9 protein-coding genes and 2 pseudogenes are annotated in these 13,817 nt (G+C 57.1%); 4 read left to right on the forward strand and 7 right to left on the reverse strand.

Going from position 1 to position 13,817, the window contains the following annotated elements; translation table 11 throughout:
• Positions 1-61: 61 nt before the first annotated feature.
• Positions 62-220: pseudogene (locus tag NSS64_RS32780) on the forward strand (DapH/DapD/GlmU-related protein); the annotation flags it as partial.
• A 1,770-nt stretch (positions 221-1,990) separates the two neighbouring features.
• Here NSS64_RS32780 and NSS64_RS18000 read toward each other — a convergent pair.
• Together NSS64_RS18000 and NSS64_RS18005 are read right to left on the reverse strand one after the other, a co-directional pair.
• Positions 1,991-2,197 (reverse strand): hypothetical protein, encoded by a 207-nt coding sequence (locus NSS64_RS18000; RefSeq protein ID WP_340942085.1) that lies wholly within the window; start codon positions 2,195-2,197, stop codon positions 1,991-1,993.
• Positions 2,198-2,216: 19 nt separating this feature from the next.
• Positions 2,217-2,804: pseudogene (locus NSS64_RS18005) on the reverse strand (ATP-dependent Clp protease proteolytic subunit); the annotation flags it as partial.
• 176 nt (positions 2,805-2,980) lie between these two features.
• Here NSS64_RS18005 and NSS64_RS18010 point away from each other — a divergent pair.
• The gene (locus NSS64_RS18010; RefSeq protein WP_341141017.1) at positions 2,981-3,751 is read left to right on the forward strand and encodes an RNA polymerase sigma factor; all 771 of its coding nucleotides are present in this window, start codon (positions 2,981-2,983) and stop codon (positions 3,749-3,751) included.
• Positions 3,752-3,801: 50 nt separating this feature from the next.
• Positions 3,802-4,701, forward strand: coding sequence for an NAD-dependent epimerase/dehydratase family protein (locus NSS64_RS18015; RefSeq protein ID WP_341141018.1), 900 nt, complete (start codon positions 3,802-3,804; stop codon positions 4,699-4,701).
• On the opposite strand, the gene NSS64_RS18020 is transcribed toward NSS64_RS18015, so the two are convergent.
• Positions 4,681-6,768 (reverse strand): methyl-accepting chemotaxis protein, encoded by a 2,088-nt coding sequence (locus NSS64_RS18020; RefSeq protein ID WP_341141019.1) that lies wholly within the window; start codon positions 6,766-6,768, stop codon positions 4,681-4,683. The two genes, NSS64_RS18015 and NSS64_RS18020, sit on opposite strands and share 21 nt — an antisense overlap.
• 386 nt (positions 6,769-7,154) lie before the next feature.
• On the opposite strand from NSS64_RS18020, the gene NSS64_RS18025 reads away from it, so the two are divergent.
• Entirely contained in the window at positions 7,155-7,724 is a 570-nt protein-coding gene (locus tag NSS64_RS18025; RefSeq protein ID WP_341141020.1) for a YdeI/OmpD-associated family protein, read from the forward strand.
• Positions 7,725-8,398: 674 nt separating this feature from the next.
• On the opposite strand, the gene NSS64_RS18030 is transcribed toward NSS64_RS18025, so the two are convergent.
• Genes NSS64_RS18030 through NSS64_RS18045 form a run of 4 tightly spaced genes read right to left on the reverse strand, consistent with a single transcriptional unit; the run spans position 8,399 to position 13,803 of the window.
• Complete coding sequence (locus tag NSS64_RS18030; protein ID WP_341141021.1) at positions 8,399-9,571, reverse strand: N-acetylglucosamine-6-phosphate deacetylase; 1,173 nt, start codon at positions 9,569-9,571, stop codon at positions 8,399-8,401.
• Positions 9,568-10,347: a glucosamine-6-phosphate deaminase gene (locus tag NSS64_RS18035; RefSeq protein ID WP_340942095.1), complete on the reverse strand. Its 780-nt coding sequence runs from the start codon at positions 10,345-10,347 to the stop codon at positions 9,568-9,570. The genes NSS64_RS18030 and NSS64_RS18035 overlap by 4 nt, the downstream gene beginning before the upstream one ends.
• Positions 10,341-11,984: a response regulator transcription factor gene (locus NSS64_RS18040; RefSeq protein ID WP_341141022.1), complete on the reverse strand. Its 1,644-nt coding sequence runs from the start codon at positions 11,982-11,984 to the stop codon at positions 10,341-10,343. Before NSS64_RS18040 ends, NSS64_RS18035 begins: the two co-directional genes overlap by 7 nt.
• A complete protein-coding gene (locus tag NSS64_RS18045) occupies positions 11,977-13,803 on the reverse strand; it encodes a cache domain-containing sensor histidine kinase (protein WP_341141023.1) in 1,827 nt (608 codons plus the stop codon). Before NSS64_RS18045 ends, NSS64_RS18040 begins: the two co-directional genes overlap by 8 nt.
• Between the last annotated feature and the right edge of the window lie 14 nt (positions 13,804-13,817).

Raw genomic sequence — 13,817 nt, forward strand, 5'->3', positions numbered from 1 at the left:
TCACGGCTATGCTGTGACGGATGTTCCGGTCTTCCGCCAGCCTTTGACAGTCAAGGGCATTGTCATAGGAGATGATGTGTGGATCGGGGCGAATGCCGTGATTCTTGACGGAGTGCGGATCGGGTCGCACAGCATTGTTGCGGCGGGTGCCATCGTGACCCGGGATGTGCCCGCGTACAGCATTGTCGGCGGCAATCCGGCCAGACTGATCCGCAGCCGGCTGGCAGGGGAGACAGCTGCAACGGCTGAGCCAAGGACAGCTGAGGAGGATTCAGTAATGAGCATTAAGAATAGCATGGACAGGGAGGCGGGAAGTTTGGGCGAAGGTATAGATGAGCAGTTGGCGGACTTCAGCAAGCAGGTGCAGGAGCAGCTAACTTCCCTGCTGGAGTTCTACTCGGAAACGATAGAGGGAGAGAAGCTGTTCCGGGACCGGCCGGGAGCGGGGCGGACCGTACGGGCGTACTGCGACGCTGTGGAGATCGCTGCGATGTTCGGCAGTCTGCCGCCCGGCTGGACCCGGGAGGAGCTTATCGCCAAGCTGCAGGGATTTCAGGACAGCAGCACAGGACTGCTGCCCGATCCCTGGTCTCCGCCTGGAGAGGAGGACCAGCCCGCGTTATTATCCGATCATCTCTCCCGGTATCATCTTCTTGCAGCAGGCTACGCGCTGGAGGTGTTAGGATCTGCTTTGCCCTACCCCGTTGCCGTGGCCGAGAATATGGATACCGTGACACTGTACCAGCAGCTGAATAGTCTGCCATGGGCGGACAATGCCTGGGGCGCTGGTGACTGGATCGATTGCTATGCTACCGGCCTGTATCACAATCTGAAGTCCTTCGGCTCCGGCAAGCGCCCGGATGATCTGTTCGGCTGGCTGGCGACGCATTGCCGCCGGGACTCCGGGCTGTGGGGTCTGCCTACCGCGGAGGAGGGCTGGCTGCAGCCGGTGAACGGCTTTTACCGGCTTACCCGCGCGACTTACGCCCAGTTCGGTCTGCCCCTGCCGTACCCGGAGCGCAGCATCGATACCGTGCTGGCCCACAGCAGAGACCGCAGGTTCTTCCGGGCGGAGGTGCTGAATGCCTGCAACGTACTGGATGTGGTTCATCCGCTCTGGCTCTGCCAGAAGCAGAGTGATTACCGGCAGGCGGAGATCCGTGCCTGGGCGGAGAAGCTGCTCAGCGAAGTGCTGAAGTTCTGGGTTCCGGAGCGCGGCTTCGCCTTCCAGTTATCCCGGCAGCAGGACACCGGCCTACAAGGCACGGAGATGTGGCTGAGCATTATCTATTTGTTAGCCGATCTATGCGGCATAAGCGTGTCGCTCGGGTACACTCCAATGGGTGTGCACCGCCCGGACCCGGCCTTCTCGTTATCCGTATAAGCGGGACTGGCGTTCATACGTATGCCAGAACTCGCTCACAAGTAGAAACGGCTGTGTCGTCCTTTAAATGGCGGTACCGTTTCAGCGAAATGATAAGGATACTGTATAGCGGAGCATATCGATTCTCTTTGAACAAAATCACCCTGCGGGTGAATGAGATTACCTGCGCGACAGCAAATGTATGCTGTTATTCACATACATTCGGTCCGTGTGCCTGCTTACGAGCACAATGTATGCTGTTTTTCACATACATTCGGGCCATGCGACTGCGTGCCACCTCAATGTATGCTGTTTTTCACATACATTCGGGCCATGCGACTGCGTGCCACCTCAATGTATGCTGTTTTTCACATACATTTGATCCATATGCCTGCTTGCAGCACAATGTATGCTGTTTTCAACATACATTCGGTCCGTGTGCCTGCTTACAAGCACAATGTATGCTGTTTTTCACGTACATTCGGGCCATGCGCCGTAGCGCTAGCCTATTGTATTCGGTTGTGGAAACTATAATTTCCTGAACAAGCGCAAACACCCCGTCATCTCCGCTCGTTCTGAGCAGAGATGACGGGGTGTTGTACGCTTTTACATGCAGCTCCCGAACGACTATTGCCCGAAGCCGACGCGCGGACGCTCACGCTCCTTGGTCTGCACATCTACCGCCCGGATCGAGGTAATCGGAATGTAGAGGGTCTGATATTCGGTGCTGTATTTCACGAACCTCTCGTCCAGCTCCTCCAGTACGCCTCCCCTAACACTTGTACCATCCAAAAAATGAATATGAACTTCCTGTCCCTTCAGCGCTTCCAGCATGCTCTTCCTCTCCTTCGTCTCACAAATGGGTGATGATCGTGTCAATAATTCCGTACTCCAGTGCCTCCTCAGCCGACATGAAATAATCCCGGTCCATGTCCTTCTCCACCTTCTCCGGCGGCTGACCTGTCCGCTGCGCGGTGATCCCGACAATCTTCTCGCGGATCTGAAGAATACGTCTGGCGCTGATCGCAATATCGCTCGCCTGCCCCTGCGCCCCGCCATGCGGCTGATGGATCATAATCTCGCTGTTCGGCAGGGCCGACCGTTTGCCTGTAGCGCCGGAGAGCAATAGCAGAGAAGCAAACGAAGCGGCAAAACCGGTGCAGATCGTGTTGACTTGAGGTTTAATTACCTGCATCGTATCATAAATCCCGAAGCCTGCGGTAGTCGAACCTCCCGGACTGTTAATGAACATCTGGATATCCTTCTCCGGCTCATCCGCCGCCAGGAACAGCAATTGCGCGATAATGCTATTAGCCAGCCCGTCATCGATCGCCGCACCCACGAATACAATCCGGTCCTTCAGCAGCCGGGAATAAATATCATAAGACCGCTCTCCTCTGGCTGTCTGTTCAATCACATAAGGTATTACGCTCATTCTGGTGTGCCTCCTCTGATCTGTCTTCCTGTGTTGGTGTTGATACCCTGTAAACGGTCAGCCTGCACGAAAAGATACGGAAGCCGGAAGAGAAGCGGAAATAGCGGGAGCGCGTATCTTTTACAATGCGCCGTTCGTTTATATAATAGAAGCAACACAATCCATCGAAGGAGAGGGCTACTATGACGATGCTTGAACATCACCGGACACCGGATACGATAGCTATGGATACAAGACATCTTCAAGAGCTGGGAACAACACTGCAGCGCTACTGCCTGTCGCTCACCCGCTCCCGCTTCGACGCCGACGATCTGGCGCAGGAGACCTGGGCCAAAGCGCTGGGCTACCGCAAATTCACCATCAGCCCCAATCCCGAAGCCCTGCTGCTGCGGATTGCCAAGAATACCTGGATTGACGCCTCCCGCCGCCAGGGGTCCCTCATTCGCGCGATGCAGCGGTCTGGAGCGTCATCAGAACCGGCTTCTGCGGCCGCAGCTCTAGAGGAGCTTTCCGGGCTGGAGCTGACCTTCCAGGCGCTGCTCGCCCATCTCTCGCCGCCACAGCGGACCGCCTGGGTCCTCCGCGATGTGCTGGGGTATTCAGCCGCTGAGTCCGCCGGACTCTTGTCAACCACGGAAGGAGCGGTCAAAGCAGCGCTGCACCGTGCACGCCAGGCTTTGAGCAGGGTCCGGGAAGAGCTGATCCAGCATGAAGGCCCCGCTCTACCGCAGGATGCCGATTACCGGGGGTATCTGCGGGCGTTGGCTGAGGCCTATGAGCAAGGGCAGATTCCAGTATTGCTGGAGCTGCTCCGCCAGGAGAACGCCGGGGAGGCAGCATCTGCTGTAAGCACATTTACTGTTCAGTCGGTGTATTCCATGTCCACAGATAACGCGAGATACGCCTACACCCATGGAGCGCCTGCATACGGCGAACTTCGGATGGCTGCATAATACGGATGAATGGAGCAGTGGCTCTGACTATAACTTAGGAGAGTGATTCCATGAAGAAGGTGCTTGTGCTTGGAGGAACGAGATTTTTCGGCAAAAGACTGGTGGAGCTGCTGCTCCAGGACCAGGACAGCGAGGTCACCATTCTGACCCGGGGGATCGCTGAGGATACTTTCGGTGAGCGTGTCAAGCGGCTGGCCGTGGACCGGACGGATGAAGCGGCGCTTGAACGGGCTGTAGGAGATACCGAATGGGATATCGTATATGATAATATTTGCTTCTCGCCGGATGAGGCTGCGGCGGCGGTGCGGATTTTTGCCGGGCGGGCCCAGCGGTATATCCTGACTTCCAGCTTGTCGGTGTACGATCCGCAGCCGGAGGCGTTGGCTGAAACGGACTTTGACCCTTGGCATTATCCGCTGAAGTCTGGCGGGAAGGCGGATGTCAGTTACCAGGAAGGCAAAAGGCAAGCCGAAGCCATTCTGCTTCAGACAGCGGATTTCCCGGTGGCTGCGATACGCTTTCCGATTGTGCTGGGCACGGATGATTATACGCGCCGGCTGCATTTTCACATCGAGCATGTTCTGGCGGGTCAACCGGTGGGCATCCCTAATCCGCAGGCGGAGATCTCGTTCATCCGTTCGGACGAAGCGGCTGATTTCCTGCATTGGCTAGGCCGGGAGGGCTCAGCCGTCACGGGGCCGGTGAATGCCTGCTCGGACGGAACCCTCACCATTGGCGGCGTCATCTCCATCATTGAAGAGATTACCGGACTGACGGCAGTCATCCGGGACGACGCCGCTGAAGCGGATCAATCTCCTTTTGGGATACCAGCATCCTGGTTCATGGATACGGCAAAAGCCCGCAGTGCGGGCTTCAGCTTCCTGTCCTTATCAGAGTGGTTCCCGGAGCTGGTCTCGTCGCTGACCCATTCACTTCGCAAGGACCAGTAGCTCCTCCTTCAGCTCTTTGGAGATTTCTTTCTGCGGTTCATTCACAATTATACTCTGGCCGGGCGCAGGCCATTCCTGCACCGGTATTCCCGCAGGCAGGGGCCGGTGAATTCCGGCTTCTGCCCTTTTGTCTGTCTGCTCCGTGAGGTTCGTATGCATCTCCTGCTGTAGCTTGGGCTGAATTTCCACGGCTGTCTCCGCTTCCTGCTGCTCTTCCGGTTCCTGCACCCTTCCGCGAAGCGTTCGGTCTGCATGTGCTGAACTTACACCTGAATCTGAAACAGAATCTGGGTCTGGCTCTAGCTCAGACGCTACTCCAAGCTCGAATCCGGCCTCAGCAGCCTCCGCAATTTTGAACACATTGATCTCCCGGAACAGCCGCTGCGAGATTTCATTAATCTCCCCGGCCTGCCTGGCAATGTCGCTGATGGCCTGATCCTGCTGGGTACTGGAAGCGTTCACCTCCTGAACTCCGGCCGCTGTCTGCTCAGCTACAGCCGCAACAGAATGTACAGATTCGGCCAGCCGCGAATTGAGGACACTGGTCTGTTCCACCTTAAGGTGAATTTGCCCGATCTGTGTGCTGATGCCTGTAATCGATTCGTCGATCGCGGCGAAGGAAGCCAGGGTCTGTTCCACCTGATGGTCCTGCTGCTCCAGACGGTCCCGGGTCTCCATCATATGTCCCTGGAAATCAGCCATACCGGCCTCAAGCTCCTGAATAATTCTGCTGATATGCACCGAGGAGCCATTCGTCTGGACGGACAGCTGGCGCACTTCATCGGCAATCACGGCGAAGCCTTTGCCTGCTGCTCCGGCCCTGGCCGCTTCAATCGCGGCGTTCAGCGAGAGAATATTCGTCTGCTTCGAGATTTCGGTGATCGAATGGGTAATGCGCGAGATATCCTTGGACTGGCTCACCAGCTTGTCCAGCGCCCCGTAGACCTTGCTGATGGACACCCGGGAATCCTGCGAGCTCTGGCGCAGCGCCGTAACGGTCTCCGAGCCCAGCTGTCTGTTCCGGTTAGCGGCTTCACTCGTAGTCAGCATCACATCGGTATAGTCAGTAATCTCCTGAACCCCGGAGGCCAGCTCCACCAGGAGCTGCGTGCTCTGCTCCGACTGGCTGGCCTGCTGGTCTGCTCCAAGCGAAATCTCCTGTATGGTTCTGACAATATTCTGGTTCGTATGCGCTGTAACCGCCGAAGACCCCTGAAAAGATTGCGCGTAATCGGCAAGCGACCCCGCCGCAGACAACGTCTGCCGCAGCATCCCCTGTACCCTATTGACCATATGGTCGAAATGATGGCTCAGCTGTCCCAGCTCGTCATTGTACGGGGAGTTAATCTGCTGCCGCAGATCGCCATCCGCGATCTGTCTGAGCGCGGCCTGCAGCTTGCGTACCGGGGTGAGGAACGAGCGGATCAGCAGCCAGGCGAGCATCAGCAGGAACAGGGACACTGCGATCGCAGCATACGTCACGATGGATACCGTATCATCCAGCAGGGCGAAGGAGACATTCTGCGCCTGTTCGGCATTTTTGGCAGCGGCGGTGTACAGCTTCCCGTTCGTCTTCAGCATGTCCTGATTCAATGCGAGCGCCTTCGTATGTATTCCATCGATTTTCTCCAAAACACTTAGCGGGTCAAGGGTCTCGTCCGACATCACAGTTACCAGTTCCTTGATTAGAGCGCCGTATTCTGCGGCCTGCGCAGTCAACAGCTTAAAGCTAGCGGATGCAGGCGTGCCCTGTTCAAAATTCACCCTGGCGAGTTCGGCAGACAACTGCTGCTGCTTCTCCTGTAAAGATTCTGCCTGCTCCAGGTCGCTGGATTCCGCCAAGGAAGTCTCGGCACGGTTCAGCTCCTGCAGCTGCTGGGTGATGGTTGAGACCGTGATTCTATTCTCCATTTCGCTCTTCTGCCGTTCCATGGACAGCTCGACCTGCTTGATTTTATGTCCCTGGTACACAGCCACGCCCAGAAAAATAAGTGTAATCGCCGAGAAACTCAAGATCAGCTTCCATTTCATCGAAAAGTGCAGCGGCTTCCCCTTCAAAAGTATCATCCCTTCATATCCAGCCTGATTTTGCAATAGGTATATTATGCTAATAACCTCATTGTAAAAGCCGGATATTAATTACTCTCTCAAGTTGTGTATGCGCAGCGTAAAGAATGTGTTGCGAAAGTGTTAACACAGCGGCAAAATTTAAGGAAAACGGAGGATGTTGCACAAATTGCAGCATTAATACCATACATACCGCCGGAATGGCAGGATTGTTGCAAAAAATGCAGGAATGTCGCCGCCTAGCCACTTAGAGAAGAGGGAATGCTGCCTTTTGTGCAATATTTTTAGAATTGGATTAGTTTAATAAGGGAGAAGTTGTATAATGTGCAGGATTTGGATCAGGAAGAGAGCAACGGGTTAACGTCAGAAGGGAGTGAACACTAACTATGAGCATTGAAAATAGGCTTGCAGCTACAACGAGGGAAGAATTAAGAGATTGGCTGATGGCGAACAGTACCACAGAGGGCTCTTGCTGGGCAGAGGTCAGTCTGAAGCCGGTCCCGGGGACAATACTGTACCTTGACGCCGTGGAAGAAGCGCTGTGCTTCGGCTGGATCGACGGGGTGAAGAAGGTGAATGCTGAAGGCAAGCTGATGCAACGGCTGTCTCCACGCAGCAAGCGGAGTTCATGGACTGAGCTTAATAAGGAGCGCGTGCGAAGGCTGGAGAAGCTGGGGCTGATGCGCGGCGAGGGACGGCGATGCCTGCCTGATATGAATGTCGGAGCTTTTCGAATCGATCCTGTGATTGAACAGAGATTGAAGGAGGACGAGCAGGTGTATCGCCATTTCCTGGCCTTTCCGGCGCTGTATAAGCGGGTGCGGATCGACACCATTCAGAGCTATATCCGCCAGCCGGAGCTGTTCGAACGCAGATTGGACAAATTCATCGAGAATACCCGCATGAACAAAATGTACGGGGATTGGCATGACAACGGGCGTCTGCTGGATTATTAGTTCTGCGGGTGCTTTTTTGGGACAAGTTACAAAATAAAATTCCAATCTATATCGTTGGAAAAACGTATCTTATAGTTGGTCCTTTGGAGTGTGCCCGCTTCCGCCCCTGAACAAGTACCTAAAAGTCCAACTGCTTCCTGAGGGTGGGGCTGATGCAGACGGTGAGGCTGGGGCTAGTGGTGAGCCCGGGGCTGAGGCTAGTACAGATAACTATGTTGATGCTGATGCAGCTACTGGTCCAGGCGCTGGCGCAAACGTTGACGCTAGTGCGGACATAGTGCAGATATCTAGTGCGGGTGTATGCGGAAAAACGATTACATTGAGGTGGCACGCAGGCGCATGGCCCGAATGTATGTGAAAAACAGCATACATTCTCGCTGCCCGAAGGCGATCGGGGCAAATGTGTGCGGAAAACAGAACACATTTACTGTTAATGTTACTGGCGTGGAGCAGACGCTGTCGCAACAGCCATCCCCACCCCCCTGCCCTGCCCATGCCGCTCCCTCCGCCTGTAATCGCTCAAGTTAAGCGATTCACTTCCAAATCAGGACCATCCGTTGGACGGGTGGTCCTGATTTCGCATGTTTCACGCACTCAACTGGCTAAAGGCATAAAAAAACCATAACAGGCCCCCTTAACCGGGGACCTGCCCACACCTTACCGCCGCCGCTCACTCAGTCCCGGCGGTACACCCAGCCGCCGGCCTGGCACAGCGCCGTCAGCGCAAGCCCGGCCGCGCCGGTGCCGGGGCGGCGGATCAGCGCCAGATCCGCCGGCGCTCCTGGGGCCAGGCCCGCGGCCGCCGGCAGGGCCATGAAGCCTGCCGGATGCACGGACGCCATGTCCCAGGCGTCCGGCAGGCTGGCCAGGCCCGCGGCGCTGAGGCGCGCGATGTGGCGCAGCAGCATCTGCGCCGAGCCCGCCAGCAGCCCGGGCTCGCCGGCGAGATGCAGCCGGCCCGCCGGGGTCAGCACGACACGGCCGCCGACCGGCGTGTCGTAGCTGCCGGGCGCAAGCCCGGCGAGGGCAACGGCATCGCTGACCAGCAGTGCCCGCCGGCCCTTGACCTTCATCGCCACCTTCAGCACCTCATCCGGGAGGTGGAAGCCGTCGGCGATCAAGGTGCACCACAGCGCCTCTTCGGCGAGCTGGGTCCACAGGTAGTTCGGATGGCGCGGCAGCATAGCATGGGCACCATTGCCCAGATGCGTGGACAGCCGCGCTCCGGCGGCAACCGCCCCGGCAATCTGCGCGGTATCCGCTGACGTATGCCCGATGGAGACCGTCACTCCCCGCCGTACGCAGTGGCGGATGAATTCCGCGCTCCCCTCCCATTCGGGGGACAGCGTCACAATGGAGATTCGTCCGCCCGAAGCCTCCTGCCACTGGTCGAACAAGGCCGTATCCGGCGGACGGATATGCTCCAGCGCATGTGCCCCGCGCGGCCCGTCCTCCGGCGAGAGGAACGGGCCTTCCAGATGGATGCCCTTGATCGTCGCCGCGCTGGCCTCATCCTCTTCACAGGCCCGGGCAATCGCCCGCATCGCTCCGAGAATGGTATACGGGGCGCCGGTAATCACAGTCGGGTAGAAGCCGGTCACCCCCTCCCCCCATATAGCGCGGACCGCCTTCTTGACATCCTCTGCACCCAGTGCCGGATGATTGAAATCATATCCGCCATAGCCGTTGATCTGCAGATCCACCAGGCCCGGCGCAACCATAGACAGCTCCGCCCGTTCCTCCAGCGTCAGCTCCGTATCAAGAGGTTCAATTGCAGCAATGAAGCCCTCCTGCAGCGTAATGCGGACCGGTTCGCCTGTCCGGTAATGCAGCGCGTCAATGTTCATGAGAGGACCGCCCCGAAGGAGTCGGTGTCCACGAACATCCGGCAATCCCCGTGCTCGCGCAAGATCGTGGACGGACATGCCGTAGAGACAGATTCATGCAGCGTGCGGGTAACCGCGCCGCGCTTGGAAGCGCCCGGCACCATGCAGAACAGCCATTGCGCGGACAGCAGGACCGGAATCGTCAACGTCAAGGCCTGCTGCGGCACTTCCGCCAGGCTGGGGAAGCACCCGTCATTCACCTGCTGGTTCCGGCAGACCTCATCCAGTACCACCAGCTTCACAGGAAGCGGGTCATTGAAATCTGCCACGGGCGGATCATTGAAGGCCAGGTGACCATTCTCCCCGATGCCGAGGCAGACGATATCGATCGGCGCTTCTGCCAGCAGCCGTCCGTAACGCTTGCATTCGGCTTCCGGGCTGGCGGCAGGGTTCAGATAATGGACCGTTCCCGGCAAGACCTTGCCGAACAGCGCCTCCCGGAGGAAGCTGCCGAAGCTCTGCGGAGAGCCTGCCGGCAGGCCGATATATTCATCCATATGGAACGCGGTAATCCGGCTCCAGTCCAGATCAGGTGCAGCGGCAAGCTCCGCAAGAAATTCATTCTGAGAGGGTGCAGCGGCGAACACGATCCGCACCTGTGCCTTGGAGGCCAGCAGCGCCCGGATGGCCGCCGCTGCCTCACGCCCGGCAGCAGCTCCGAGCTGTGAGCGGTTCTTGTATACACGGACAAGCATAGCACCTGACAGTTCTGTATGAATCGGTTTGATGTTCAGCATGGGTAGTGCCTCCTTGTGCCTGATGTCTGTGCAGACCGGCTGCCTTCCTCCCCCCGGAACTCTCCGGGCGTAGTGCCTGTATGCAGTTTGAAGAGCTTCGTGAAATAGCTTTTATTCTCATATCCAAGCTGCTCCGCTACCTGCTCCACACTTTGCGGAGACTGGTCCAGCCATTCTTTAGCTTGCTCCATTTTGGTATGGGTGACATAGTGGATGAAGCTCATTCCGGTTTCTTTTTTGAACAGGCGGCTGAAATAGCTCGAATTCAAATGCGTGTATTCCGCCACCTCCTCCAGGGTGATTTTACGGTTCAGATGGCGGTCTACATACTGCTTCACCTTCTTGATCTCATCCCGGCGGGTCTCCTGGTACATCTCCCGGATCACCGGCAGGCGTTCGCTGAAGAACTGCTGAGACCATTCCTCCAGGTGATCGATATGATCAATGGCCGTCAGGGTATCATGCAGAAGCTCCAGGGAAAAGGTGGACTGGTATTGCTGGCGGGCCATCAGCCGCATCTGGTTATCGTAGAGCAGCTTGAGCATCCACTCCTTCACCTGGCGCGGTGCATAACGTCTGGCCCGGATGGTATTCATCCATTTCGACAGCAAGGCCGCAAGCCTGTCCGCCGCTTCCTCCAGGAAGGCCTCACGGATCTCCTGCGAGGCTTCGGCATAATAGAGGAACAGATCCTTCTCCGTGAACGGCGGGAGCGTCTTCAGGCTGTTCAGCTCTCCCGGCTTCAGATAGAAGGCATATTCGCGGCCTTGGCTAAGCAGATCAATAATACCCTCCCGGAAATGCCCGCCGCCCGCCGGTATACACAAATATTGAAAGGAAGCCTTAACCCCCGGCAGCGCTTGAATGGCGGAACGCAGCCTGCCCAGCATGGAGATATGGCCTGAGTCCGCTCCATTGCCCATACCGCCGCTGAAGACCAGCACACAATCGCGGCCGCTGTAGGGCAGGCACACGGCAGCGGTATCCTCCTGCCGCACGGCTTCGGCGGCGGATTCCACCCATGACATTAGCGCAAGCTCCTCCGGTTCGCTCTCCCCGGCGTTGCTGCTGATCCGGCAGAGCACGGCTACATGGGCCGTGAGATCCGGCATAATTCCCAGCTCGGCGGCGTCTGCCCGCCATTCGCTGTCCGGCAGCTCGCGGGCAGCGATGCGCCGCAGCACACTTTGCTTCAGTAGCACCTTCTGATGCTCGGCCATGCTTTTCCACTTCAGCGTCTGGGCTTTGTCCGCATCCCTGCGGCGCAGGTCCTCACACAGCTCCCGCAGCAGCCCGGTAATCAGCTCGCGGCTGATCATTTCCTTCAGAATATAGTCGCTCACCATCAGCTTCACCGCCTGCTGGGCGTACGTGAAGTCATCCATGCAGGACAGCACCACCACACGCAGCTCTTCGCTGCGCAGCTTCAGCTCGCGGATCAGCTCCAGACCATCCATATAGGGCATGCCAATATCCGTAATGACAATATCGGGCATATCAGCCTGCGCCTTCTCCAGGGCAACCAGACCATTCTTGCAGGCCGAATGCAGCGTTAATCCAAGCTCGTCCCAGGGAATCATTGCCGAGAGAAAGTCCAGTACCGGCTGATCATCATCCACCAGCATTACGCTATACATCGCTTCCACGCTCCCTTTCATAGCCTTGATCCGGAATCTCTTCAGGCAGCACGAACCGGAAGGTCGTTCCTTGTCCGGGCAGGCTGTCAATCGTGATCTGGAAGGCAACACCGTAAGTCAGATACAGCCGCTCATAGACATTGGACATGCCGATATGGGCCAGTCTGCTGGACGGCATCGCTTCCTTCTCTTGCCATTCAGAGCTTAACTCGGCACGCAGGCGGTTTAAGGTTACCTCATCCATCCCCTGCCCGTTGTCTTCAATCTCGATGAGCAGCCGGTGATCCTGTGTCCGGGTCCGGATCAGAATACGTCCGCTCTCCTGATGCAGACCATGAATGTAGGCATTCTCGATGACCGGCTGCAGCAGGAACCGGGGGATCTTCACGCCTAGGCTCTCCGAGGTGCAGTCTGTATCCAGCGTCACCTCCTCGGACTGGCGGAAATTCAGCAGCTCCACATAACTCCTGACAATATGCAGCTCATCATGCAGGGTAGTGTACTCATCCCGCTGTTGAATGGTCATCCGCAGCAGCCGGGAGAGCGAGAACAGCAGCTCCGCATTCTCCTCATCGCCCCGCATCATGATGCGCAGGCGGATCGAATTCAGAATATTGAACAGGAAATGGGGATTGATCTGCGATTGCAGCATCGCCAGCTCGGCCTTGCGCTTCTGCGCCTGCTCCACCTTGATCTGGATAATCATCCGTTCCACCCGGTCCAGCATATGGTCGAAGGACTTGCCCAGCCGTCCGATCTCATCATAGCCGCGGACGCCTGAGCGGATGCCCAGCTCTCCCCGGTCCACCCGCGCCGCCACCTGATCCAGCCGGATCACCGGCTTGGTGAACTGCCTTACCAGCAACACCAGGATCAGCAGGAAAAAAGCGCCCGATACGATCTGCACGGCACTGCTCCAGCGGTGGGTCGCACTGATCTGGCTCACGGCCTCACGGTATGGCGCCAGGCTGACAATCCGGTAATTCCCGTAAGGAATCTCCAGGCTGCTCAGCAGATATTGCTCGCCCCGGTAATCCATAAACCCCGAACCTTCTGAATGCTTCACAGCATCCATAAGCGCGAACGGCTGGCCCAGCCGGGTCTTGTCCCTGGCGGCAAGAACGGTTCCGTCAGGCGCAATCAGCAGCGTCTCCTGTCCCTGCCCGTTGTCATTAAAAATCTGGCTGATCCGGCTCTCGCCAATACTGATCACCAAGGTAGCATAGGTTGAATTGGAGGACAGCTTGAGATTCCTGGCAATGGTCAGCACCTGCGGGCTGCTTGGGGCAGCAGTCGGGATATAGTTGGCAAGCACACCCGCCCAATATAGCTCGAAGGCAGGCTGCCGGCGGGCTTGCTCCATCCAGGGCTGCCTCAGCAGTGCCCCGACATCCAGCTTGGCGTAAGCATAGTTTGAATAATATTGTCCATCTGAGGTGAGAACGGTGACGAACGTTTTTTCCATCATGGAGGTGACACTGTTCAGCTTGTCCGTCACCTCTTTGAAATCGAGAATATGCTTGGCGGTATCAGGCTCGTGCAGCTTGCTGCGCTGCCAGTTTTCTTTGAGAATAAGAGTGATGCCGGGGTCGAACTGGATATAATTCGCCACCAGCACCATATTGCTGAGAAGGTTAGAGATATATAGGCTCTCCTGCTCCAGCGAACGGCGTTCATTCTGAATCACCTGGGAGCGGAGGATATGCTCGGTGTAGGAATTGGAGATATACAAGGTAATAGAGGCGGGAAGCAGCAGACAGAGCAGAGAAGCGACGAGCAGCTTATTGCGAAAACCGAGTCTCCATCCTCTAGGCAGCAATGGCAATCCTCCTT

This window comes from Paenibacillus sp. FSL H8-0122 (genome assembly GCF_038005345.1).
Lineage (GTDB): Bacteria > Bacillota > Bacilli > Paenibacillales > Paenibacillaceae > Paenibacillus_AQ.

Excerpts from the sequence above, each read along its gene's own strand:
- NSS64_RS18000 (WP_340942085.1), bottom strand. The coding sequence starts at position 2,197 with ATGCTGGAAGCGCTGAAGGGACAGGAAGTTCATATTCATTTTTTGGAT.
- NSS64_RS18010 (WP_341141017.1), top strand. The coding sequence starts at position 2,981 with ATGACGATGCTTGAACATCACCGGACACCGGATACGATAGCTATGGAT.
- NSS64_RS18015 (WP_341141018.1), top strand. The coding sequence starts at position 3,802 with ATGAAGAAGGTGCTTGTGCTTGGAGGAACGAGATTTTTCGGCAAAAGA.
- NSS64_RS18020 (WP_341141019.1), bottom strand. The coding sequence starts at position 6,768 with ATGATACTTTTGAAGGGGAAGCCGCTGCACTTTTCGATGAAATGGAAG.
- NSS64_RS18025 (WP_341141020.1), top strand. The coding sequence starts at position 7,155 with ATGAGCATTGAAAATAGGCTTGCAGCTACAACGAGGGAAGAATTAAGA.
- NSS64_RS18030 (WP_341141021.1), bottom strand. The coding sequence starts at position 9,571 with ATGAACATTGACGCGCTGCATTACCGGACAGGCGAACCGGTCCGCATT.
- NSS64_RS18035 (WP_340942095.1), bottom strand. The coding sequence starts at position 10,347 with ATGCTGAACATCAAACCGATTCATACAGAACTGTCAGGTGCTATGCTT.
- NSS64_RS18040 (WP_341141022.1), bottom strand. The coding sequence starts at position 11,984 with ATGTATAGCGTAATGCTGGTGGATGATGATCAGCCGGTACTGGACTTT.